This window comes from Plantactinospora mayteni (assembly GCF_016862935.1).
GTDB lineage: Bacteria > Actinomycetota > Actinomycetes > Mycobacteriales > Micromonosporaceae > Plantactinospora > Plantactinospora mayteni.
In genome coordinates, this window is sequence record NZ_BONX01000019.1 from 34,843 (window position 1) to 57,426 (window position 22,584).

Annotated in this window: 20 protein-coding genes; 10 read left to right on the forward strand and 10 right to left on the reverse strand. The window is 69.9% G+C overall.

Annotated elements, in window-relative coordinates:
- Window positions 1-102 precede the first annotated feature (102 nt).
- Window positions 103-4,509, forward strand: a complete 4,407-nt coding sequence (gene pglW, locus Pma05_RS15465) for a BREX system serine/threonine kinase PglW (RefSeq protein WP_203858107.1) — start codon at window positions 103-105, stop codon at window positions 4,507-4,509.
- Between the two features lie 20 nt (window positions 4,510-4,529).
- On the opposite strand, the gene Pma05_RS15470 is transcribed toward pglW, so the two are convergent.
- From Pma05_RS15470 to Pma05_RS15490, 5 genes are all read right to left on the reverse strand, one after another.
- A complete protein-coding gene (locus Pma05_RS15470) occupies window positions 4,530-4,916 on the reverse strand; it encodes a RidA family protein (RefSeq protein ID WP_203858108.1) in 387 nt (128 codons plus the stop codon).
- Window positions 4,917-4,922: 6 nt separating this feature from the next.
- Entirely contained in the window at window positions 4,923-5,657 is a 735-nt protein-coding gene (locus Pma05_RS15475; protein WP_203858109.1) for a hypothetical protein, read from the reverse strand.
- The gene (locus Pma05_RS15480) at window positions 5,654-6,766 is read right to left on the reverse strand and encodes a hypothetical protein (protein WP_203858110.1); all 1,113 of its coding nucleotides are present in this window, start codon (window positions 6,764-6,766) and stop codon (window positions 5,654-5,656) included. Before Pma05_RS15480 ends, Pma05_RS15475 begins: the two co-directional genes overlap by 4 nt.
- Window positions 6,767-6,787: 21 nt before the next feature.
- Window positions 6,788-7,285 (reverse strand): hypothetical protein, encoded by a 498-nt coding sequence (locus Pma05_RS15485; protein ID WP_203858111.1) that lies wholly within the window; start codon window positions 7,283-7,285, stop codon window positions 6,788-6,790.
- Window positions 7,286-7,411: 126 nt separating this feature from the next.
- Complete coding sequence (locus Pma05_RS15490) at window positions 7,412-9,019, reverse strand: DUF262 domain-containing protein (RefSeq protein WP_203858112.1); 1,608 nt, start codon at window positions 9,017-9,019, stop codon at window positions 7,412-7,414.
- A 14-nt stretch (window positions 9,020-9,033) separates the two neighbouring features.
- On the opposite strand from Pma05_RS15490, the gene Pma05_RS44405 reads away from it, so the two are divergent.
- The 3 genes from Pma05_RS44405 to Pma05_RS15500 are packed head-to-tail and all read left to right on the forward strand — an operon-like array spanning window position 9,034 to window position 12,649.
- Window positions 9,034-9,129: a hypothetical protein gene (locus Pma05_RS44405; RefSeq protein ID WP_486357911.1), complete on the forward strand. Its 96-nt coding sequence runs from the start codon at window positions 9,034-9,036 to the stop codon at window positions 9,127-9,129.
- Window positions 9,126-10,445: a BREX system ATP-binding protein BrxD gene (gene brxD / locus Pma05_RS15495; RefSeq protein WP_203858113.1), complete on the forward strand. Its 1,320-nt coding sequence runs from the start codon at window positions 9,126-9,128 to the stop codon at window positions 10,443-10,445. The genes Pma05_RS44405 and brxD overlap by 4 nt, the downstream gene beginning before the upstream one ends.
- Window positions 10,442-12,649 (forward strand): DEAD/DEAH box helicase, encoded by a 2,208-nt coding sequence (locus tag Pma05_RS15500; protein ID WP_203858114.1) that lies wholly within the window; start codon window positions 10,442-10,444, stop codon window positions 12,647-12,649. The genes brxD and Pma05_RS15500 overlap by 4 nt, the downstream gene beginning before the upstream one ends.
- Before the next feature lie 95 nt (window positions 12,650-12,744).
- On the opposite strand, the gene Pma05_RS15505 is transcribed toward Pma05_RS15500, so the two are convergent.
- Window positions 12,745-13,296 (reverse strand): hypothetical protein, encoded by a 552-nt coding sequence (locus Pma05_RS15505; protein WP_203858115.1) that lies wholly within the window; start codon window positions 13,294-13,296, stop codon window positions 12,745-12,747.
- Window positions 13,297-13,365: 69 nt separating this feature from the next.
- Here Pma05_RS15505 and Pma05_RS15510 point away from each other — a divergent pair, with 69 nt between their 5' ends.
- Genes Pma05_RS15510 through Pma05_RS15520 form a run of 3 tightly spaced genes read left to right on the forward strand, consistent with a single transcriptional unit; the run spans window position 13,366 to window position 14,815 of the window.
- Window positions 13,366-13,701, forward strand: a complete 336-nt coding sequence (locus Pma05_RS15510) for a hypothetical protein (protein WP_203858116.1) — start codon at window positions 13,366-13,368, stop codon at window positions 13,699-13,701.
- Entirely contained in the window at window positions 13,701-14,405 is a 705-nt protein-coding gene (locus Pma05_RS15515; RefSeq protein ID WP_203858117.1) for a WXG100 family type VII secretion target, read from the forward strand. The genes Pma05_RS15510 and Pma05_RS15515 overlap by 1 nt, the downstream gene beginning before the upstream one ends.
- A 47-nt stretch (window positions 14,406-14,452) precedes the next feature.
- Window positions 14,453-14,815 carry a YbaB/EbfC family nucleoid-associated protein gene (locus Pma05_RS15520; RefSeq protein ID WP_203858118.1) on the forward strand — a complete coding sequence of 121 codons (363 nt, stop codon included), beginning with the start codon at window positions 14,453-14,455 and terminating at the stop codon, window positions 14,813-14,815.
- 23 nt (window positions 14,816-14,838) lie between these two features.
- Here Pma05_RS15520 and galK read toward each other — a convergent pair whose 3' ends face one another.
- Both galK and galE read right to left on the reverse strand, forming a co-directional pair.
- Window positions 14,839-16,056 carry a galactokinase gene (gene galK, locus Pma05_RS15525; protein ID WP_203858119.1) on the reverse strand — a complete coding sequence of 406 codons (1,218 nt, stop codon included), beginning with the start codon at window positions 16,054-16,056 and terminating at the stop codon, window positions 14,839-14,841.
- Window positions 16,053-17,060, reverse strand: a complete 1,008-nt coding sequence (galE, locus tag Pma05_RS15530; RefSeq protein WP_203858120.1) for a UDP-glucose 4-epimerase GalE — start codon at window positions 17,058-17,060, stop codon at window positions 16,053-16,055. Before galE ends, galK begins: the two co-directional genes overlap by 4 nt.
- A 213-nt stretch (window positions 17,061-17,273) precedes the next feature.
- On the opposite strand from galE, the gene Pma05_RS15535 reads away from it, so the two are divergent.
- The gene (locus tag Pma05_RS15535; RefSeq protein ID WP_203858121.1) at window positions 17,274-18,365 is read left to right on the forward strand and encodes a hemolysin family protein; all 1,092 of its coding nucleotides are present in this window, start codon (window positions 17,274-17,276) and stop codon (window positions 18,363-18,365) included.
- A gap of 128 nt (window positions 18,366-18,493) precedes the next feature.
- Here Pma05_RS15535 and Pma05_RS15540 read toward each other — a convergent pair whose 3' ends face one another.
- On the reverse strand, window positions 18,494-19,762 hold the full coding sequence (locus Pma05_RS15540) for a beta propeller repeat protein (protein ID WP_203858122.1): 1,269 nt from the start codon (window positions 19,760-19,762) through the stop codon (window positions 18,494-18,496).
- Window positions 19,755-20,570 (reverse strand): RNA polymerase sigma factor, encoded by an 816-nt coding sequence (locus Pma05_RS15545; RefSeq protein WP_239312430.1) that lies wholly within the window; start codon window positions 20,568-20,570, stop codon window positions 19,755-19,757. Before Pma05_RS15545 ends, Pma05_RS15540 begins: the two co-directional genes overlap by 8 nt.
- A gap of 206 nt (window positions 20,571-20,776) precedes the next feature.
- On the opposite strand from Pma05_RS15545, the gene trpS reads away from it, so the two are divergent.
- Together trpS and Pma05_RS15555 are read left to right on the forward strand one after the other, a co-directional pair.
- Window positions 20,777-21,802 (forward strand): tryptophan--tRNA ligase, encoded by a 1,026-nt coding sequence (gene trpS, locus Pma05_RS15550; RefSeq protein WP_203858124.1) that lies wholly within the window; start codon window positions 20,777-20,779, stop codon window positions 21,800-21,802.
- Window positions 21,803-21,899: 97 nt separating this feature from the next.
- The gene (locus Pma05_RS15555) at window positions 21,900-22,454 is read left to right on the forward strand and encodes a 2'-5' RNA ligase family protein (protein WP_239312432.1); all 555 of its coding nucleotides are present in this window, start codon (window positions 21,900-21,902) and stop codon (window positions 22,452-22,454) included.
- Window positions 22,455-22,584: the final 130 nt, after the last annotated feature.

Here is a 22,584-nt window from a genome sequence, read left to right on the forward strand (position 1 = left end):
GACCCGGGCGCGCGGATGGACACGCAGACTACGCTGGGATGCCTGCCGCTGCCCCGCCCGGGCCAGGAACAGCGGCATGGACCTGACAGGGGGCGTGCACCGATGCAGGACGGCCGGTGGACGACGATAACGCCGTCGCAGTTCGACCACGAACGGGCGGCGTTGGAGTACATCCGCCGGCATCTGCCCGACGCCGAGCCATACCGGGCCTGGTCGAACTTCACCTTCACCGCCGATACCGGTCATGTCTACGAGATCGACCTGCTGGTGGCAGCCCGGAGCGGCCTCTACCTCATCGAGATCAAGAGCCTGCACGGCCGGCTGACCAACAGCGGTCCGAACTGGATAGCGGACAACCAGAAGTCCGTCCGGACCTTCGACAACCCGCTGCACCTGGCCGACCTCAAGGCCAAGCGGCTCCGCTCGCTGCTCGACCGGCAGGCCGCGAAGCAGAAGCTCAAGGTGAGGCTTCCGTTCATCCAGGGCGCGGTGTTCCTCTCCGCACCCGATCTCCAGGTCCAGCTCGACGAGCATCAGCTGCACTGGGTGTACGGCCCAGAGCCGAATCCAGGACAGCCGGCCGGGCCACTGCCGGGGATCTGGACCGGGCTGCTCGGCGCGTTACCCCGCGACGAGCGCCGCCAGGTGACGCCGGACCTGTCGAAGGCGCTGCCCAAGCTCCTCAAGGAGGTGGGCATCGCGCGAAGCCGCCGGTACGAGCAGGTCGGCTCGTGGCAGCTCGAGGCCAAGCCGTTCGATGTCGGCCCGACCTGGCAGGATCATCTGGCGGAGCACGCCCAGTTCGCGCACGAGCACCGCCGGATCCGGATCTACCTGTTGGAACGCAACTCCGCCAAGGCGGAACGGGCCAGCATCGAGCGAGCCGCCCGGCGGGAGATGATCGCCCTGCACGGGATCAGCCATCCCGGCATCGTGCAGGTCGACACGATGGAGCCGCACGAGGGCGGCCCGGCACTCATCTTTCGGCACGATCCCCGCGCGGTCCGGCTCGACCACTTCATGGTGCAGCACGGCGAGCGCCTCGACGTGGGTACCCGGATCGGGATGGTCCGGCAACTGGTGGAGGCCATCGGTTACGCCCACGGCCGGCGTCTCCACCACCGGAGCCTCTCCGCCCGCGGAGTGCTGGTCATGCCGGGCCAGCGGCAGCGAGGAGAGCCGGAAGAGGCTGCGTGGCTGCGCCCACACCTCCAGATCAGCGACTGGCAGGCGGCCACCCGTGGACCGGACTCGGTCGGCGGGAGCGCGGACGCGCTGCGCATCTCCCAGTCGTCGCGGCTCGGGCCGCACCTGGAACGTTCCGCAGAGGCGTACCTGGCGCCGGAGTTGAGCGCACCGTTGCCGGACCCGGTGGCGCTGGACGTCTTCGGTTTGGGCACCCTCGCCTATCTCCTGCTGTCTGGTCAGCCGCCGGCAGCCAGCCGGGCCGAACTGCTGGCCCGGCTGGCGAAGGAGGACGGTCTACGCCCGTCGTCGATGGTCGACTCGGTCTCGGAGTTCATGGACGAGCTGGTGCAGGCGGCCACCACTCCGATACCGGCTCGCCGGCTCTCCTCGGTGGCCGAGCTGCTGGAGATGCTCCAACTGGTCGAGGAGGAGTTCACCGCACCTCCGTCCGTCGCCGAGGAAGAGATCGACGTCCTCGAGGCGAAGATCGGAGACACGGTAGCCGACTGGCAGATCAAGAAAAAGCTCGGCACCGGTTCGACCTCCCGGGCCTTCCTGGCGCAGAACACCCGTACCGGCGCCCTGGAGGTGCTGAAGGTCGCGCTCTCCGACGAGAAAGCGAACCGGCTGGTGCACGAGGCCCGGGTGCTGCGAGGGCTGCACAAGGACTCCCGGGTGATCCGGCTGGCCCGGGAGGATCCGATCCCTGTGCCGCCACGCACGATGATCGTGCTGGAGCACGCTGGCGAGGTGACACTGGCTCGGAAGCTTCGTGAGGACGGCCGGCTCACCGTCGATGAGTTGGAGACGTACTCCGACTATCTGTTCGGGGCGGTCGACCACCTTCAGGGCGAGGGGATCTTCCACCGGGACATCAAACCGGACAACATCGCGATCAGGATCCGGCCGAACCGTACCCGGCAACTCGTCCTCTTCGACTTCTCGCTCGCCGCACTGCCGGTCGACGAGATCGAGGCGGGCACGCCCCGGTATATCGACCCTTTCCTCGGCACCACCACGCGGCCGGTCTACGACGAGCAGGCCGAGCGGTACGCGGTCGCGGTCACCCTGCACGAGATGGCCTCTGGCGAGATTCCGGTCTGGGGCGACGACCACACCAACCCGCTACACACCGAGGGGCCGCCGGTACTCGCGGTCGAGGCGTTCGACCCGGCGATCCGCAACGCACTGGTCGGCTTCTTCCACCGGGCACTGCATCGGGACGCCACGCGGCGGCACGCGTCGCTGAAGGAGATGCGGGACGCCTGGCAGCAGGCGTTCCGGCAGTCCGACCACACCGCCCCGGTCGGCTCGGACCACCCGGACGCCGAAGTCGAGACGACGGTCGCGGACCGCGACGAGGCGGCAGCCAAGGCTACCCGGGCAACCGTACTCGAAGCCTCCGGCCTCACCCCTCGGGCGGTGTCGGCGGCGCACCGGCTCGACGCGACCACCGTCGGCGACCTGCTCGGGCTGGGTTCGAAGCAGTTGTTCACCTTGCCGGGTCTCGGCGCCAAGACCCGGGGTGAGTTGCAGCAACGGCTGCGGGACTGGCGCGCCCGACTAGGCGAGCCGGATTCCACGGCGTTGCCGTCGCGGAACCGCACGGAGGCAAAGGCTGAGATCGCCGCCGAGACGATACGGGGGGAGGCAGAGCCGGGCCACGACGGCAGGTCGTCAGCGGACCTCGCCCGGGTCGGGCTCGACGCGGTCACTGCCTTCCTGGTACCGCAGCATCCGAACCAGAAGCAGGTAGAGGCGGTACGACTGCTGCTCGGCCTGCCCGACGAGTCGGGTCACCTGTCGGACCTGCCACCGTGGCCGTTGCAGGCCCAGGTGGCGAAGCGGATCGAGGTGACCGCGGGCCGGGTGGCGCAGTACCTGATGGCCGAGCGCAAGCGCTGGTACGCCGATCCGGTGCTGGCCAGCGTTCGCGCCGAGTTGATCACCCTGCTCGCCGAGAGCGGCCGGGTGATGAAGGCGACCGAGCTGGCCACCGCATTGTTGATGCGGCGAGGTTCGGCAGAACAGGCGGAGCCGGTACGCCGGGCGGTCGCGCTGGCGGTGGTCCGGGCGGCGGTCGAGATCGACCCGCTGTCGGCGGAGCCGAGGTTTGCCGCACGACGGCACGGCGATCCGGCGCCGGATAGTCGGAATCGGAACCGTCTCCTGATCGCCCTGGAGGTGGCGACCGACGAATCGCCGGACACGCCGTCCGCACCCGCCCTGCTCGACCTCGCCGACGCGCTCGGGAAGGCGGCGGACCGGCTCGCCGAGCTGGAAGTGTTGCCGAGCCCGGCGACGGTGCTGCGTGAGCTGGCCGCCGTCACCGGAAACGTCGGCGACGGCGGCTTCCGGCTCGACGACCGGCGGATGGTGCAGTTAGCTGCGGTGGCTTCGGCGCGGGCGGCGGCCTCACCCCGGCTGGAGATCTATCCCCGCGACCTCGACCCGGTACGGGCGCTGCGGCTGACCCAGGCCGGCCTGGTGCCGCCGTCGGTCGGTAACCGGCCCGCCGAGCTGCGCGAGAAGGACATCCAGGAGCGGGTCCGGGCACGGTTTCCCGAGATGCCGTCGTTGCCGAGTCATCCCCGGTTGGATCATCTCCTTGCCGAGGCCGGGTTCCCGCTGATCTACCGGAACAGGGCCTATCACGCCCGACCGGGGACCGGCTCGTCGACCAGGATGTCGTCGCACCGACGGCGGTCGACCGACACCAGGATGACGGTATGGAACGCGGCCTCCCCGGAGCTGGCCGCCGCGCTTCGGGCCGAGCAGCAACTCGTCCGTACCGGCGAGGAGGGCGGGTTCAGGGCGTTGACGGTGCGCACCGACCGGTATCCGGACGCCCAGCAGGAACTGGTCAACCGGCTGAACGCCCGCGCGTGCAATGTGGCGGGCCGGTTCCTGGCGCAGTTGCGTACCCTGGTCGAGGCCCGACCGAAGCCGACCTGGGAGACGGTGCTCGCCGCCGACGCGGCCGACCCGAACTCCCGGGACGCGTTGAAGCTCGCCGAGTTCGCGGCCCGGACCTGGCAGCAGCTCCGGCCGGAACTGCTGGCCCTGCCGGACCGCCGGCTGCCGCTGCTGCTCTTCGACGCCGCGCCGCTGGCCCGGTACGGCGCGATGGAGTTGCTGGAGGAGTTGGCGGACCTGGCCCGGGGCGGGGCGGGCGCGGTGTGGCTGCTCTGCCCGGTGGAGGATCCGGGCCAGCTTCCTCGGCTCGACGCTGCCGTGGTGCCGGTGGCCCAGGACGAGTGGGTCACGCTGCCGGACGCCTGGGTGGCGAACGAACACCGGAACGGCCGACCGCCCCGGTGACCGAGCCGGCCCCTGACGATTCAGTGGACGGCCAGGGCGTCTACTTGCACTCGGAAACTGGGACCGACGAGCCCGGCGACGAACAGGATGCTCAGGGTCGGTTTGTGGCGGACGAGCCAGCGGGCGAGCTCTGCTCGCAGCCGATCCATGTCGATGTCGCCGACAAGGTAGATGGTCAGCTTTACGACATCCTTGACCTGCAGGCCAGCGGCGAACAGGTTCCAACGGACGTTGTCGAGCGCGATCACCAGTTGTTCGATCGAGTCGTCCGGCACATGTCCGCCAGGTCGGATCCCGAGCTGGCCGGAGAGCACCAACCAGCGCGGTGAGCCAACCTCGGCCTGGTGGTGGAAACCGGCGATCGGCGGGTGCACCCGGTTGGGCGAGGGGTTGTAGAACCTTGTCATCACGAATCAGTTCGGTCCGGTCCGGGAGAGGTGGGACACCGCCTCCTTGGTGATGGCTTCCGCGAACTCACGAAGGAAGGCGAGAACCTGCTCGATCTGCGGGGTAGGTGCCCGAGCATGCAGATCCGTGTTGACGAGAAGGTTTCCATGCCGGAGTTCGTAGATCACCTCTACGGCAGCAGCGTCGAGGTTCTCAATGCTCGGGTACTCTTTCGGATCCATCGGGAGCATCAACTGGACGTAGACCCCTTCGTCCCACCAGCCACTGATCTGCTGGGATGACGCATTGAACTGGCCGGCTCGTTCGTGAGTCTTCAGCGAGAACACCTTCGACTCGTGGTCGCGTTCGGCATCCTCGTGAGTCGGGTGGGTCCGCAGACTGACGGTACCCCTCGGTTCAAACTTCCCGATCTCGGTGCGGAAGCGATCACTCTCGTCATAGGCACTGACGCCGCAGTTCAGGTAGACGTCGCTACCACGCGTGTCGAACGTTACTGTCGGATCGTCGGAGGATCTGAGTTTCAGGCCGGACTCCGCCGCGACCTCTGCCATCTTCATGCCCTCGCACATGTCTGCGGCTGGCTGCCCATACGTTACGCGTGGCTCTTGGGTCTTGGTCGGCTCCGGGCCGGAATCGCATCCGCTCATCACGAGGGCGGCCACGGCGGCCAGTGCTGTCCAGCGTCGAGCGATGGGATAGCGGGTTCGACGGCGCACGTGCATGCCGACAACTCCGTTCATTGGGCCTGCGGTAGATAGAAGTCACTGCTGTTGGTGCCGTCGAGCAGCCGGGGCTGTGGGGGCACCAGACGTCCGTCCTTGCCGTCCGGGACATCCCGGATCACGTCCATCCGGAAGAGGACGGTCTGCACGTCGTCGTTGAGGGCGTAGTACTGCCTCTCCGAGTTCTCATCGATCAGCGTGATGGCATCGGTCAAGGCGTGGAGTAGTTCTTCGGCGGTGCCTCCGGTCAGGGCATGCTCATCCATGGGGTTTGGTGCTGCGGCGCTCGTCACTGCGGAGGCGCTGGCGCTGGCCATGTCGAGGCTGTTGGCCCAGAGATCCCGGCCTTTTGCCATGGGTACGAACGCGCTGACGATGATCATGACGTGCTTGGTGGACTGCTCCTGCTGCTGCGCTGCCGCCTGCTGGGGGCGTCGGTGCAACTGTTCCAGGAGCGCCTCGCGGGTGGCGTGCAGCACGTTCATCAGGCTCTGCTGGGTGAGGCCGACGGTGGTGTGCGCGGCCTCCAGGCCGGCGACGAGCGAGGCGAGCATCCGTTGATGGCTTGCCAGGGTGTGCTCGAACGGGTCGTAGAAGTTGCTGGCAAAATCTTCGGCCGCCTCACCGGACCAGTTGCCTAGGCTAAACCGCAGCTTGCCGAAATCGTGGGGCACGAAGTCCTCCAACCGTGCCAGTGCGTCCCGCACCGGTTGTATGATCTCGTTGAGATAGACGGATCCGGTGGGATGAGCCAGGGGTTTGACCATCGTTCTGATCGAGTCCATGTTGTCCGAAGCCCATCCTGCGGCCTTCGTCTGGTACTCCTCGACCTGCTTCTGGATCTCCTCCTCTATCGAATCCTGCCAGATCAGGCGTGGCGGGAACGGCGGCGGCACGCGCCACATACGGCTGAAGGAGACCGTCCCGGTGAACTCCACATTGATCCAGGAACCGGGCGCGCTCCCGAGAGCGGCTACCTCGGCGAAGATGTCGAACGAACTGGACTCGATCTCTTGCATGTACGCGAACACCTGGTCGATGTAGTGCAACTCGGCCAGGTAGGTGCCGATCTCGTTCAGGTATTGGTGCATCTGGCGATAGTCGAAGGGGATCGAGTTGTCGACCATGGCGTCTCCCGTCTGGCCAGGTCAGTCAACGACGTTGCGGGGAATGCGGGGATCTGCCAGGGGTGGATCCCCGGGGGCCGGGGGATCGGGCGGGGCGAGGGCGGGACGCTCGTAGTCCGACGCGTTGTTGCCCAGGAGCCGGCTGAACTCCTTGGCAGCCCCCTCGTCCGTGGCGGCGTACCGGTCGGCGATCGTGACCAGCGCGGCGCCGACCTCCGACATCCGCAGCGAGGTCAGCCGCAGCACGTCCTGCACCTCGGCGCGCAACTCCAGCAGACGCTGCTGGGCCGGGCCGATGCCCCGCTCGGGCAGGTCGAACTGTCCTTCCATCGCCCCGGCCGTCCGATGCACCATCACGGCCACGTCGGCGTAGGTCTTGGCGATCTGGGGTAGCTCGTTGCGGCCGGACCGGTAGAGGTAGTAGAGGTGGGCGCCGAGTTCCCTACCCGAGCCGACATCGCCGACGCTGCCGTCCGCGCCGCGATACTCCGGCCGCCATCCCGGCTCGGTTGTCTCCATGATCCCGTTACCCCCGATTACAGGTGAAATTGCCTCGGAGGTTATAGCACGATGCGCGACTGTCTCGTCACCCTACAGTCGGGAACCTGTGGATAACCTCGATGCTCGTACCACCCGGCCCTCCGATCAGGATCCGTCTTCCGGGGTGGTGTCCCAGGTGAGATCCTCGCCGCCAATTTCTTGGATAAAGCCCTGCTCCAGGCCGACCAGGGCGGCGGTGCGCTCCCGGATGAAGCCGTCGCGGTGATCGGCGAGCAGTTGAGCCAACGCTGCCGGCGGGATGCCGTGGCTGACCGTCACCGGCCGCAGCAGTTTCAACGGAAGGTTGCGCAGGGCGTCGCGTACTGAGGCGCCGGGTGGGGTGGGCAGGACGATTCGGTTGGCGATGTTGGCGGCGTCCCGTGTCCCGGTGACGATCCGGCGGTAGGCGGCGGGTCCGGAGCGGGCCAGCAGGTCGACCAGTTCGATCGGTTCACCGTCGAGCCCATAGCGCTGACCGAAGTGGTTCAGCTCCCAGAGCAGGAAGGCGCGTACCCGGCCGTCTTCGGTGTCGAACCGATCCGGCAGTGGCTGGGCGTACTGGCCCTGGAGGCTCAGCTCCGCCTTGCCGTTGGCGAAGGCCCGCATCTGGTGCAGGGCGCGGCGGAGCTGGAAGGCGTTGCCGCCGACGAAGACCGTCGACCACGAGGTGCTCCAGAACCAGCGGACCAGGGCCCGGCCCTGCGCGCCGTCCGGGTCGGGCCGGTGGTGGAAGAAGAGCCCGAGCAGAACGAGCTGCTGCGGGTACGGCACCAGCCAGGCCACCGGCACCCCCGCCTCGTACCTGAGGAACCGTACCGCCCGGTGCAGGGCGACCTCTGCCTGCGCGACGACACCGTCGAGGGTCTTCCCGACCCGGTCGGCGAGGGCGGTCCAGCGGGCGCCCTGGACGTCGTCCTCGCCGGTGATCGCCACGATGGTCTGGAAGACCGGTTCCGCGGCGACGTCTCCGAATCCGCTGTCGGCGATGCTCTCCCGGATCGACGCGATGCGGTCGGTGAGAGTTTCGTCGTGCTCGGCCTGGTAGGTCAGCGCGGAGACCATCTGGTCCGGGCTGATCTGCCGGCCGCTGCTGTTGACCCGGGAGAACGCCTCGACCGCGTGTTCCAGGTCGCCGCCGAAGAGCCGGATCACCGGAATCTTGTACGCCTTGATCCGCTGCGCGACCTGCTCGGCCTCGTCGACGAGGGCGTCGGAGTTGCCGGCAGTGGTCGGGTCGCGGGCGAGGCGGCGGGCGTGGGCCAGGAAGTCCACGGTGCGCAGTACCGCCTGCATGGGGAGCAGGTCGGCGGGCGGGGCGTGCTTGCCCCAGTGCTGGAACAGCAGGTCGCGCTGGTCCGGGGCGCCGAGGGTCCGATAGATCCACCATTGTCGGTCCCGGCCGGTGCCGGCCGGCTCGGGGCGGTGCACGAGGGTGCCGAAGAGGGTGGAGAGCCGCTGGTGCCCGTCGAGCAGGTACGCGACCGGACCGTCCGGGGCGGGCGGGACCTCGATGCCGGCGACCCGGTCGAGGGTGGGCAGTGACCGGCTGGTCTCCCAGACCAGGATGCTGCCGATCGGGTACCCGCGCTCGATGCTGTCGTAGAGGTCGAGCATCTGGTGGGGGTGCCACACGTAGGGGCGCTGGAAGCGGGGGACCCGGAGCCGGCCGGCGCGGACCTCGTCGAGGAGCTGTTCCAGCAGTAGCACCTCCACCCTGATGTTTCCCTGTGCTGTCCCTGGTCGACGACGGACGTACCGTCCGGCTCGACCTGGCGTTGTTGCGGGAGCAGTTCCAACTGCCGGGGCCGGGGAGGCGGTCATGAGTACCCGGGTGAGCAGCGCACGGCGTCGCCAGGTGCTGGATGCGCTGCGGCGCGGTGCCGTACCCGAATCCGGCCTGGACCTGCTCGCGGTCGGCCTGGACCGGTTCTCCGCCGCGGTGGCCGAGGAGATCGACACGGTCCGTACCGGTGGCGCGGTGTTCAAGGCCATCCGGGGCGAGTACGGCTCCGGCAAGACTTTCTTCGCCCGCTGGCTCGGCGAACAGGCCAAGCGGGCCAACCTCGCCACCGCCGAGGTGCAGATCTCGGAGAACGAGACTCCGTTGCACCGGTTGGAGACGGTTTACCGCCGTCTCACCGAGCGGCTGACCACCGCGACGTTCCCGCCCAGCGCGCTGCGGGCCGTCGTCGACGCCTGGTTCTACGCGCTGGAGGACGACATCCTCGGCGGCGGGACGGTTGACCCGGGTGACCAGGCGGCGGTCGACTGGGCCGTCGAGGAACTGCTCGGTCAGCGGCTCGGTGTCGTGGGTCGGACCGCGCCGACGTTCGCCAACGCGCTCCGTGGATACCGGGCCGCCGTCGCCGCCGGTGACGCGGCCGGTGCGGACGCCGTGCTTGCCTGGCTGGGCGGGCAGCCGCACGTCTCGGCGGCGGCCCGTCGACACGCCGGGATCCGTGGCGATCTCGACCATTTCGGCGCGTTGGGCTTCCTGCAAGGGCTGCTCGTGGTGCTCCGCGACTGCGGATATCCGGGCCTGCTGCTGGTCCTGGACGAGGTGGAAACCCTGCAACGGGTCCGTTCGGACGCTCGGGACAAGGCGCTGAACGCGCTCCGGCAACTCGTGGACGAGGTGCACTCCGGCCGCTTCCCCGGCCTGTATCTCGTGATCACCGGTACCCCGGCCTTCTACGACGGGCCGCAGGGAGTGGCCCGGCTGGCGCCGCTCGCCGGTCGGCTGGCCACCGACTTTCCCGCCGACCCCCGCTTCGACAACCCCCGAGCCGTGCAGTTGCGCCTGCCCGGGTTCACCGTTGACGCGCTCGTCGAACTCGGCGCTCGGGTGCGCGACCTCTTCGCCGACGGCAGTTCGGCCCGGGACCGGTTGGTCCGGCTCGCCGACGACGCCTACCTGGCCGACCTCGCCACCGCGCTGGCCGGTCGGCTCGGCGGCAAGGTCGGGATCGCTCCCCGGCTGTTCCTGAAGAAGCTCGTGGCCGGGGTACTGGATCCGATCGAGTTGCACCCGGACTTCGATCCGCGCCGGGACTTCGCACTCACGGTGGCCGACGCGGAGCTGACCGAGGTGGAACGTAACGCTACCCGGGCCGACGAAATCGCCCTGGACCTGCCGTGACCGCGACTGCCGGCCATCCGGCGGACGACGGATCCGGCGAGGACGGTCCGGGCGAGGACGGCAGTCCGGCAGCCGAGCGTCTCCATCCGGTGCTGTTGCACCACATCGTCAACACGCTCGGCTGGCGGCAACTTCGCGAGTTGCAGGAGGCCGCGCTGGTTCCGCTGCTCGCTGGTGACGACGCGGTGCTGCTCGCCGCGACCGCCAGCGGCAAGACCGAAGCAGCCGTCTTCCCGATGCTGTCCAGGATGGCGGACGAGCAGTGGACCGGCCTCTCGGTGCTGTACGTCTGCCCGCTCAAGGCGCTGCTGAACAACCTCGAACCGCGGTTGACCACCTACAGTTCGTGGCTCGGTCGCCGCGTCGCGGTGTGGCACGGTGACGTGGCGGCCTCGGCCCGTCAGGCCATCCTGCGCGACCGGCCGGATCTCCTGTTGACCACGCCGGAGTCGATCGAGGCGATGCTGGTGAGCGTCAACGTCGATCACGCACGGCTCTTCGCGGACCTGCGGGCGGTCGTCGTCGACGAGGTCCATGCATTCGCCGGCGACGACCGGGGCTGGCATCTGCTCGCCGTACTCGAACGACTCAGTCACGCGATCGGCCGGCCGGTGCAGCGGATCGGGCTCTCCGCGACCGTCGGCAATCCACCGGAACTGCTCGGTTGGCTACAGGGCGCGGGGTCGGGGCGTAGACCGGGGCGGGTCGTGGCGCCCCACCTCGACTCGGCGTCCCCTCACTCAGCAGTGACGGCGTCCGCTAAACCTGTCGCCACAGTTCCCACTGGCCAGATCGAGCTGGACTACGTGGGGTCCCTCCAGAACGCCGCGACCGTGATCGCGGCCCTGCACCGCGGCGAGAAGCGGCTGGTCTTCTGCGAGTCCCGCCAGGAGGTGGAGCAACTCGGGCAGCTTCTCCGGATGAAGGGCGTCACCACGTTCCTCTCGCACGCTTCCCTCGCGCTGGACGAGCGGCGACGTTCGGAACAGGCATTCTCCGAGGCCCGGGACTGTGTCATCGTCTCCACCAGCACTCTGGAGCTTGGTGTCGATGTCGGTGACCTCGACCGCGTCATCCAGTTGGGCGCACCGCGATCCGTCGCATCGTTCCTGCAACGCCTCGGCCGTACCGGTCGGCGAGCTGGCACGACCCGCAACTGCCTCTTCCTGGCGCCCGACCGGCCAAGCCTGCTCCGAGCGGCCGGCCTGCTGCTGCTCTGGGGGCGGGGTTGGGTGGAGCCGGTCGTCGCGCCGCCCGAACCACGGCACATCGTCGCACAGCAGATCCTGGCGCTGTGTCTCCAGGAGCGCCAGGTCGGCGGACAGGTGTGGCACGACTGGTGGAACGGGCTCGAGCCCTTCACCAGGACCGCCGACGTGATCATGAGGTACCTCGTCGAACAGGGGTACCTGCAACGTGACGGAGACATGCTCTTCATCGGCCCTGAGGCCGAGCTGCGATTCGGACACCGTCACTTCATGGCCATGACCGCGGTCTTCACCGCACCACCCGAATTCACGGTGCTCGCCGGACGTACCGAGCTTGGCTGGATCGACCCAAGCCTGCTGACCGAGCAGGTACATGGGCCACGTCGGCTTCTCCTCGCCGGCCGTAGCTGGCAGGTCACCTACATCGACTGGAAGCGCCGCCGGTGCTTCGTCGAGCCTGTCGACAGTGGCGGGAAGGCCCGATGGACCGGCTCGGGAGTGGCCGGGCTCTCGTTCGAGCTGGGCCGCGCGATGCGCGAGGTGGTGCTCGGTGCGGACCCACCCGTGGCGCTCACCCGACGAGCCACCGATCAGCTTGCGGAGCTTCGGGAGCTGCACCTGCCGGCCGTGCATCCGGGCGGTACGGTGATCACCCGTCTCGCCTCCGGTGACGTGCACTGGTGGACCTGGGCGGGCTTCCGCACCAACGCCACCCTGACCAGCACCCTGGCCGGTCTTACCGATCCGGTGCAGGAGCACAACGATCTCTACCTTCGGCTTCGCCGGGATCTCACCCCGGCGCAGTGGCGTGGTGGAGTCGTCGACGCTGTGGACCGGCTGTGCCTGCCGGAGGTCGATGAGAAGGCACTTACCGGGCTCAAGTTCAACACCGCCCTACCACAGCGGCTGGCGCTTGCCACCCTTGCCACCCGGCTGGCCGATCTGCCCGCCGCGCTCGACGTGCTGCGTGAGCCCAGCCGATTCGTGATCTCGTGACCTGAGCGGGCCTCAGGCGTCCGGCGCGTCGAGCAGCGAGGCGTCCAGGTTGTGGTGTGGTCAGCGCCGGTATGGCCCTCGGGCCGCGCCGGCGGTCAACCGGGTGGGTGGACGACGGTCCGTCCGGCCGCCAGTCCGGCGAGCGCGACAAGAATCTGCCGGGCGTCATGGTCGGACATCAGCGTGGTGACCACGAGTCGGGTGCCCGGCGGCAGGCCGGGATAGCGGCTGTCGGCTTCGATCCAGATCAGCTTCTCCGGACCCTGTTGTCTGGGATACACGGCGCGGACCGCCTCCCACGGCAGCCACTGTGGACGCGACAGGAAGCCGACGTTGCGCACCCAGAGGCCGGTACGGTCGGCGGCCAGCAGCGGACCACGCCCGACGAACCGGTGGTGTCCTACCAGCACCGGAACTGTCAGCAGCAGGCCCAGGGCGAGCAGCGGGATCGCGACCAGTGCCACGGTGACCCCGGGGGACGTGCCGAGGTCGCGGGCACCGAGGTAGAGCACCGAGCCGACGACGCAGCACAGCAGCAGATAGCCGGCGAGGGTGATGCCGCCGAACCAGAGCGCGAACTTCCGGCGGTCGGTTCGGACGACGAACGGCACGTCCTCCGGGATGCGTTCGGGTCGGGCCGATGTCACAGCTACTCCTGTCGGGTTCCATCGACATTGACTGTGAGGAATACTCGTACTTGATGGTGAGGGGGGTCAATGGCAGATAGCGGCTTTGTGACCGACACTGACGCACTCCGATGGTACGGCGTCAGGTGTTCCGCCGTCGCCGACGATCTCGATGATCTCAATCGGCGGATCTTTCTCGGAGATGCCGTGCTCGAAGATCGGGTCTGGGGCGGCAAGATGATGTATCTGGTCGCGCTTGGTTGGCATCTGGAGAGACTCAGTCAGGTCTACGATGCGGCCCGCCAGGCCACAGCAGTCCGGAACAACAAGATCGTTCAGCAGTTGCGGATCACCGACATCAACCTGCACGAGGTCGCGCGATCTTACGATTGGGCTGACCGCAGCGCCCGCAGGCGGTTCATCTGATGGCTCTGGTCATTCCCGCCGAGGTCCGTGAACTGTCGTCGATCGCGCGAGCGGTGGGATGTGACGATCCGCTCCGATATCTCGAAGACTTGTCCTGGGTCGATACTGATCGGCTCAAGGCGGCAGGCGAGAACGTGTGGGGAGCCGGCGGGGAGAAGGTCGCCGCCCAGGTGATGCTCGAAGAGCATGCGGAGCGTTTGACGGAGATGCTGCTGTCATCCGTGCAGGATCGCTGGACGGGCGAGGCGTACGAGCAGTTTGTCAACTACATGGCGACGATCGAGCGGGCGATCGACGACGAGGCTGCCGCGCTACAGGTCGTCGGGTCGGCGTTGGTCGATGTTGCCGAGAGTTTCGAAGTCCGCTGGTACGAGATCGTCGGATACATCCTGGGAGTCATCGGATTGATCCTGGGAATCGTCGGCGCCGTGATCGCCGTGTACACCGGCATCACCGGAGTCGGAGCGGTGGTCGGCCTGATCGTCGGGATCGTCGGCGTCATAATCGGCGCGGTCGCTCTGATCATCGCGGGTTTCGCGTCGATACTGCCGCGACTGGAGGCGATGACCGAGGCGATGCAGAACATCGGTCCCCGCATCCATGCCGCGACCGCGGTCGACGAACTTGGCGGCGACGACATCCCGGGCGCCTTCCCGGGTGACCATACTGCCTGGGAACCCAGGACCGAAGATCCGTATAGCTGAGCGGGGGACGGATGTCTCGAGGCGAGTACGGCCATCGACTCGAAGAGATGCTCGAACGGTTCCACGACGTGCGAAACCAGCTTGGCGAGATCCAGGCCGAGGTGGCGGCGGCGGACGCCTCGGCGGAGACTGTCGACGGCCTGGTGCGGGTCACGGTGGCCGGCGGAAAGATCTCCAGGTTGTGGCTCGACCCGGCCGTCTACCGGAGGTACGACCCGCAAACTCTGGCACGCCTCATCGTGGAAACCATCGAGCGGGCGCAGGGGGCGTTTAACGACCGGGTGAACGCGCGCTACCGCGAGGTGCTCGGTCCGGGCTTCGACATCAGGGACATCGCCACGACGCCGGGCAGCGAGGAGGCCGAGGAACGCATCCGGCAGACCTCCCGCCATCTGTTCGGCAGCGGCTGACCGAGCACGACCGGTTCGGGTTGTCAATCGAGGCGTACGGCACCAGGGCCCGGGGTCGCGGTGAAGGCGGTCGGGGGACGGAAGCCGCCGGCCGCGTACGCCTCGGTCACCGTCGACGCCACCGTTTCGGCGGCTGCCGTGTCGACCAGGGCGAGTACGCAGCCGCCGAACCCGCCCCCGGTCATCCGGGCCCCGTACGCCCCGGCGGTCAGGGCCGCCTCGACCGCGGTGTCCACCTCCGGGACGGTGATCTCGAAGTCGTCCCGCATCGACCGGTGCGAGGCGGTCAGCAGCGGCCCGATCTCGACCAGCCGGCCGGTGCGGAGCAGTTCGACGGTCTCCAGTACCCGCTGGTTCTCGGTCACGACGTGCCGCACCCGGCGGCGTACCGTCTCGTCGTCGAGCCGGGCCAGTGCGGAGTCGAGCTGGTCGACGGCGATGTCCCGCAACGCCGTGACCCCGAGCGTGGCGGCGGCGTACTCGCAGGCGGTGCGGCGGGCGGCGTACTCGCCGCCGACGTGCCGGTGCGGCGCGTGGCTGTCGATCACCAGGATGGCGAGCCCGGCGGCGTCGAGGTCGAACGGCACCTGCTCGACGGCGAGGGTCCGGCAGTCCAGGAAGAGCGCGTGCCCCGGCTGGCAGCGCAGCGACGCGGACTGGTCCATGATCCCGCAGGGCATCCCGGCGTAGCCGTTCTCGGCCCGCTGGGCCAGCGCCGGCCGGTCGGCGAGCGGCAGCTCCAGTTCGCCGAGGTCGGCCAGGGCGGTCAGCACCGCGGACTCCAGCGCCGCCGACGAGGAGAGTCCGGCCCCGAGTGGTACGTCGGAGGCGATGGCCAGCCGGGCCACCGGTACGTCGTGCCCGGCCTCGCGCAGCGCCCAGACCACTCCGGCGACGTACGCCCCCCAGCCGGTCACCCGGCCCGGTTCGGCGGCGTCGGCCCGGCCGAACGAGATCCGTTCACCGGCCTGCTCGGACCAGACCGTCCAGCGTCGTCCCTTCTCCGCTGCTGCGGCGACGACGGTGCGCTGCGGCAGCGCGAACGGCAGCACGAAACCGTCGTTGTAGTCGGTGTGTTCGCCGATCAGGTTGACCCGACCGGGTGCCGCCCATACCCCGGCGGGACGTCCGCCGTACTCGCCGGAGAAGCCGGCGGTGGCGCGGTCGGTGACCGGCCCGACCGGCCGGTCGGGGTGGTTGGTCGTGGCCGGGTGGTGGCCGGTGTCGGGATGGCTGGTCACGACGCCGCTCCGCCGAGGATCTGCTCCTGGTAGAACGTCCAGGCGTCGGCGACGATCTCCGGCAGGGTCGGCTTGGCCGGGATCCAGCCCAGGTCGGTCCGGGCCCGTTCGGCGGAGGCGACCAGCGCGGCCGGGTCACCGGAGCGGCGCGGGGCCGTCTCGACCGGCACCGGGTGCCCGGTCACCTCGCGGACCGCCTGCACCACCTGCCGGTTGGAGAAGCCGCAACCGTTGCCGAGGTTGAAGACCTGGTGCGCGCCGGGCTTCGCCGCTTCCAGGGCGAGCAGGTGGGCCCGGGCCAGGTCCTCGACGTGGATGTAGTCCCGGACGCAGGTGCCGTCCTCGGTCGGGTAGTCGTCCCCGAAGAGTTGCAGCTTGTCCCGGCGGCCGGCGGCGACCTGGAGGGCGATCGGGATCAGGTGCGTCTCCGGCTCGTGCCGCTCGCCGAGCGCCACCCCGGGGCGGTCCCCGGCGGGTGCCCGCAGGTAGGCCCCGGCGACGTTGAAGTAGCGCAGCGAGACCGCCGCCAGCCCGTGCGCGGTGGCCATCGAGGTGAGCGCCAGGTCGACGGCGAGCTTGGTGGCGCCGTACGTGCTGGTCGGCAGCGGGGTGCTGGTCTCCTTGATCGGCGACTCGGTCGGGTTGCCGTAGACGGCGGCGGTGGAGGAGAAGACGATCCGGGGTACCCCGGCGAGCCGGGCGGCGTCCAGCAGCGCCAGCGAGCCGACGGTGTTCACCTTCCAGTAGAGCTCCGGCTTGACCATCGACTCGCCGGCCGCGATCAGCGCGGCGAAGTGCAGTACGCCGTCGAAACCGGAATCCGGGGTGAGCACCCCGGCGACGTCGGCGATGTCCGCCCGGACGAAGGTGACCTCCGGGGCGAGCGCCTCGGCGTGCCCGGTACGCAGGTCGTCCAGGACCACCACGTCGTGTCCGGCGTCGAGCAGCAGCCGGGTGACGACGCTGCCGACGTAACCGGCGCCTCCGGTGACGAGCAGTTTCACGCCTGTGCCCTTTCTGGTTCGATACGACGGCTGGATGGCTCACGACCGCCGTGCTGACGCCGTCGGCGATGCCGTGCGGTCTTCGTGTTCGGTGCCGAGTCCCAGCATTCCACCATGTTCTGTCAATTCTGCACAGAGTCGAACACGGACCGCTGGGATGACGCGGTCCGGACGTGCCCACATCGGGCACCTCCGGTGTCTACCATCCTTGGCATGCGGGACGGCGGCAGTACCGGGCCCCGGCGACGATCGCCGGGGCGTCCTCGACGGGAACCGGGCCCACTCGCGCGGGCTCTGGCCCGGATCATCGTACGGGCGGCGGACGGCTCGACCCGGTTGGTCACCGCTCTGCTCGGGGCCAGCCCGACGGCGGGTCGGGAGCAGATCAGCGAGGCGGAACTCCGGGACCTGGTCGCCGCGAACACCCGGCTCGACCCGGTCGAACGGCGGATCATCGACGAGGTACTCGTGGCCGGCGCCAGCCTGGTCCGGGAGGTGATGATGCCCCGGACCGAGGTGGTCTTCCTGGCCGCCGGACTGCCCCTGAAGGAGGCGGCCCAACTCGTCCGGGTCGAGACCCACACCCGGTATCCGGTGGTCGACGGCACCTCCGACGACGTGGTCGGCTTCGTGCACCTGCGCGACGTACTGCTCCGCCCGGACGACGACGCCTGCACCACGATCGGGGACCTGACCCGGGAGGTGAAGAAGATCCCGGGCAGCAAGCGGGTACTCGCCGCCCTCTCCGAGATGCGCCGCGAGCGGCACCACCTCGCGGTCGTGATCGACGAGTACGGCGGCACGGCCGGGATCGTCACCCTGGAGGACCTGATCGAGGAGCTGGTCGGCGAGATCCACGACGAGTACGACAACGCCCCCGACCCGGTGCCGACCGGCGGGCCGACCGAGGTGGACGGCCGGCTCAACCTCGCCGACTTCGCCGAACGGGTCGGCTTCGCCCTGCCACCCGGCCCCTACGAGACGGTCGGCGGGTTCGTGATGGCCGCCCTGGGCCGGCTGCCGGTCCGCGGTGACGAGGTGCCGGTGTCGAGCGCGGAAGAGCCGGCCGGGGTCGGCAACGGTGCCGGTCCGGGCCGCTCGGCTGGCGGGTTCCGCAACGGCGCTGACCCGGAGGACGGTACCGACGAGGAGGGCTGGCTGCTGCGGGTGCTGGCGGTGGAGGGCCGCCGGGTGGCCCGGGTCGGCATCTCGGTGGCCCGCCTGCCGGAGCAGCAGCGCGCCAGCGTGCCGGCCGCACGCACCGACGGGGAGCCCGACGAGGCGCCCGAGCCCTCGCTCGGCTGAGCCGACCTCGGCGCCTCGGGCAATGTCGCCGACGGGACGGGTGGGGTGGTGCGGGTCAGCAACACGCACTCGACCCCGTCGGCGACCTGGAACGGCGAGGGAGGCGGATCGCCGGGGACCGGGACCCGTCAGATGATCTGGAGCTTGCGCCAGGTGGCGCCGTCGGCCGAGTAGGCCGCCCAGCCGGAACCGAAGAGGTCGTAGGCGACGTAGCCGGCGACGGTGCGCTCCAGTCGGGCGAGCGGAGGCAGGCTCCCGCCGGCCTGCCGGAAGGTCGCCCCGTCGTCGGCGCTCAGGTAGAGCTGCCGGTCGGTGCCGGTCACCAACAGCCGCCCGTCCAGCAGCGGCACCAGCGCACCGGAGAGCCCCGCCGGCAGCGCCGACCCGCCGGACCGGCTCCGGGTGAAGGTCTGACCACCGTCGGCGGAGTGGAAGATGGCCAGCAGGGTCCGGTCGGTGCCGAGTACTGCCGCGTACGCCTGGCTGCCCAGGCTGGCCACCTCGACCGTACCGGCCGGGGTGCCGATGTCCGGCAGTTCCACCGTCCGCCAGTGTGCTCCCCGGTCCCGGGTCACCGCGACCGAGGCGCTGCCGTTGCGGAAGCCGCCGACCCACCACGCCCCGTCGGCCCCGGCCGCCGGGGCCACCCAGCAGACGTCAAGGTCGGGTGGGGTCTCCGGAGCACCGGCCCGGGCCCGCTCCGGCCGCCAGACCTCCACGTCCAGGCCGCACCGCCCGCCGCCCGGCCCGGCCCGGAGCAGGTCGCCCCGGACCGCCGGAACCTGGCCGGTACCGTCTCCGGCGCCGACCTCCCGCCAGCTCCGTCCCTCGTCCGTGGAGGCGTACGTCCCGCCGGGGTGGCTGACCAGCAGCCGTCCGCCGGGAAAGGCCGCCAGGTCCAGGTCCCGCTGCCCGGCGCTGCTGGCGGGCAGTTCGCTGTATTGCCAGCTCGCGCCGCCGTCTGCGGTACGGGCCAGGTTTGCCGGGCAGGGCTCGGCGGCGTCGCACCGGGCCAGCAGGTAGCCGTGGTCGGGGTCGACGAACTCGACGTCGCTGATCGCCCCCGGTACGTGCGCGACGGCGGACGCGGTGAGCCCGTTGATCGTGATCCCGGCCCCGGTGTAGACCGGTCCGCCGGGGGGTGCGTCGGCGGCCGGCGGTGGTGTCGGGTCGGTGCCGTCGGCCGTCCACGGCTGGAGCGCCACGGTCGCCACGACCGCCAGGCCGAGCAGGGTCGCACCCCCGGCTGCGCCGGCCGCGTGCCGCCGACGACGCCGGGTCGCCGAACGGGCCCGGATCCGCGCCAGTGGCGGCTGGTCGATGCCGTCCAGCAGGGCCGCCCGGCCACGTGCCAGGTGTACGTCGAGGTCCGGGCCGGACAGGTCGCGGTCAGGCATCTCGCACCCCGGGGCGAACCGCCGGCCGTACCCGGCCCGGTGGTCCCGTCCTGGCCGCCATCGGATCCGACCGCCGCCCGGCAGGCCGATCCGCGCTGTCGGCCGGCCGGTCCGCGCTGTCAGCCGATGGTTTCGTCCGGTCAGCCGCTGTTCCCGTCCGGTCAACCACTGCTTCCGTCCGGTCAACCACTGCTTCCGTCCTGTCAACCACTGCTTCCGTCCGGTCGAGCGCTGCTCCCGGCCAGCCGGCCGGCTTCGGCGCCGGGGCGGGCTCGCCGGTGCCCTGGTAGTCACCGAGTCGGGCGGCGAGCGCCGTACGCCCCCGGGACAGCCGGGACTTCACCGTGCCGGTCGGTACCCCGAGCACGGTGGCGATCTCCTCGACCGGCAGGTCGGCGAAGTAGTGCAGCACGATCACCTCCCGATAGCTGACCGGCAGGCCGGCCAGGGCCTCCCGCAGGTCGGTCCGCTCGGGTCCGGGAGCGGCCTCGACCAGTCGGGTCACCGGACGGTCCCGCAGCAGGATGGTGTCCAGCAGTTGGCGTCGCCGCCAGCGTCGCCGTACGACGTTGACCGCGACCGTACGCAGCCACGCCTCGGGGTTGTCGACGTCGGCCAGTCCCTGTGGCCTGGCGATCGCCCGGGCGAACGCCTCCTGCACCACGTCCTGCGCCTCGGTCAGGTCCGTGGTGAACGCGTAGACCTGTGCGACCAGTCGCCGATAGCAGGCGTGGTACAGCTCGCCCATCGCCTCGTCCACCGCGCCCTGCCCGCCGCCGGACCCGCGTCCGCCCCGATCCCGTGCCAAGCGCTGTCCCTCCCGGCCGGGCGGCATGCCGCACCCGGGTACACCGGAGTCGCCGACCGACTCCGGTTTCAGGGTACGAGCCGCCACCGTTCCGGCCGGTTCCCCGGTTTTCCGCTCGACCGCGATCCGGCCGGACGGTGTGACCGGGGCGGAATGGCACGGGGGCGTGCGGACACGTTCCCACGGTTGCTGTCAGAATTGCCGGCATGTCCGACGCTCCTGCCCGGCCCCGGGTGCTCTCCGGGATCCAGCCGACCGCCGACTCGTTCCACGTGGGCAACTACCTCGGTGCGGTACGCAACTGGGTGGCGATGCAGGAGACGCACGACACCTTCTACAGCGTGGTCGACCTGCACGCGATCACCGCCGGGCACGATCCGGTCGCGCTGCGGCACTCCACCCGGGTCGCGGCGGCGCAGCTCTTCGCGGTCGGGCTGGACCCGGAGCGGACCACCCTCTTCGTCCAGTCCCAGGTGCCGGAGCACGCCCAGCTCGCCTGGGTGCTGAGCTGCATCACCGGGTTCGGTGAGGCGAGCCGGATGACCCAGTTCAAGGACAAGTCGGTGAAGCAGGGCGCCGACCGGTCCAGCGTCGGGCTCTTCACGTACCCGATCCTCCAGGCCGCCGACATCCTGCTCTACCAGGCCGACGCGGTGCCGGTCGGCGAGGACCAGCGGCAGCACCTGGAGCTGACCCGGGACCTGGCGCAGCGCTTCAACACCCGGTTCGGCCGGACGTTCACCGTGCCGGCGCCGTACATCGTCCGGGACACCGCGAAGATCACCGATCTTCAGGACCCGACGGCAAAGATGTCGAAGTCGTCCTCGTCGCCGGCCGGGATCATCATGCTGCTGGACGACCCGGCGAAGTCGGCCAAGAAGATCAGGTCGGCGGTCACCGACACCGGCCGGGACATCCTCTTCGACCCCGAGCAGAAGCCGGGGGTCTCGAACCTGCTGGTCATCTACGCCGCGCTGACCGGGCGGAGCATCGACGAGCTGGTCGAGGCGTACGAGGGCAAGGGCTACGGGGACCTGAAGAAGGACCTGGCCGAGGTGGTGGCGGAGTTCGTCCGGCCGATCCAGCAGCGTACCCAGAGCTATCTCGACGATCCGGCGCAGCTCGACAAGCTGCTGGCGATCGGCGCCGAGAAGGCCCGCGCGGTCGCCTCGGTCACGCTGCGCGAGGCGTACGACCGGGTGGGGTTTCTGCCCGGCACGCGGAACGGCTGAGCCCGCCGGATGTCCCGGGCGGGGCTCAGGTCCGCCGGGCATCGGGAACTGGTCGCCGGGCGGCGCGCTGCCGGCCGGCGGGTGAGTGGAGCGGAGTGTGGTTGTCACGGACGGATCGCAGGATCCCGGAACCCCGGTGACCCGGGTCGGGATCGCCGTGGACGTCCCGGAGCCGTGGTGCGGGTTCCTCACCCGCCGGCGGGCGGAGGCCGGTGACCCGCAGGCCGCGTACGTGCCGGCACACCTGACGTTGCTCGGGCCGACCGACGTACCCCTGGCGAGCCTGCCGGCCGTGGAGCGGCACCTGGCCGAGGTGGCCGCCGCGCACCGGCCCTACCTGCTGCACCTGCGCGGTACCGGCACCTTCCGGCCGATCACCGAGGTGGTCTTCGTGGTGGTGGCGGCCGGGATCAGTGAGTGCGAGCTGCTCGCCGCGGCGATCGGGCAGGCACCCGAGCTGCGCCGGGAGAGCCGCTTTCCCTACCACCCGCACGTCACCGTCGCCCAGGACGTCGCACCGGAGGCGCTGGACCGGGTATACGAGGACCTCGCCGACTTCTCCGCACTCTTCAAGGTCGAGAAGTTCACCCTCTTCTCGCACAACGGCGACGCCCGCTGGCAACCCCGCCGCGACTTCCCCCTCGGCGGCTGAGCCAGCAGCCGGGCGGCGGGCGGGGGTCTTCAGCAGGGTTGACCCAGCAGCCTGGGCAGCGGGCAGGGTCTTCAGCACGAAGGTGAAGGTCCGGCCCGGCGGTCGGGAGCCGCTCACGGCCGGTCGGCGG